At 46.1% G+C, this 395-nt stretch carries 2 tRNA genes; both read left to right on the top strand.

Going from position 1 to position 395, the window contains the following annotated elements:
• Window positions 1-8: 8 nt before the first annotated feature.
• A tRNA-Val gene (locus EDI28_RS26595) sits at window positions 9-84 on the top strand.
• Between the two features lie 37 nt (window positions 85-121).
• A tRNA-Ala gene (locus EDI28_RS26590) sits at window positions 122-197 on the top strand.
• Window positions 198-395: the final 198 nt, after the last annotated feature.

Here is a 395-nt window from a genome sequence, read left to right as displayed (position 1 = left end):
ACATCGGAGGGCGATTAGCTCAGTTGGGAGAGCACCTCCCTTACAAGGAGGGGGTCACTGGTTCGAGCCCGGTATCGCCCACCATTCTTTCTTTTTGAAAGAACCCAGAAACACCCTCGATGGGGCTATAGCTCAGCTGGGAGAGCGCCTGCCTTGCACGCAGGAGGTCTGCGGTTCGATCCCGCATAGCTCCACCACTTTCTAAAGACATTCCTATGAGTGTGATTAAAAAGTGGATCTTTAAATAGAAACACATGCTCTTTAACAATCTGGAAAGCTGACTAGTAAATTCAACTCAACGAGTTGGATTACAATAGTATCTTCGAGAGAAGATACGAGTTCTCAAAACAAACACATTCAAGTGTCTTGTGTAGAGTCCGGCGAAAACAAATTAT

Source organism: Photobacterium chitinilyticum, from assembly GCF_004104355.1.
GTDB classification, from domain to species: domain Bacteria; phylum Pseudomonadota; class Gammaproteobacteria; order Enterobacterales; family Vibrionaceae; genus Photobacterium; species Photobacterium chitinilyticum.
Note: the sequence above shows the minus strand (reverse complement) of the source record. Positions and strands in the feature narration are given on the sequence as shown.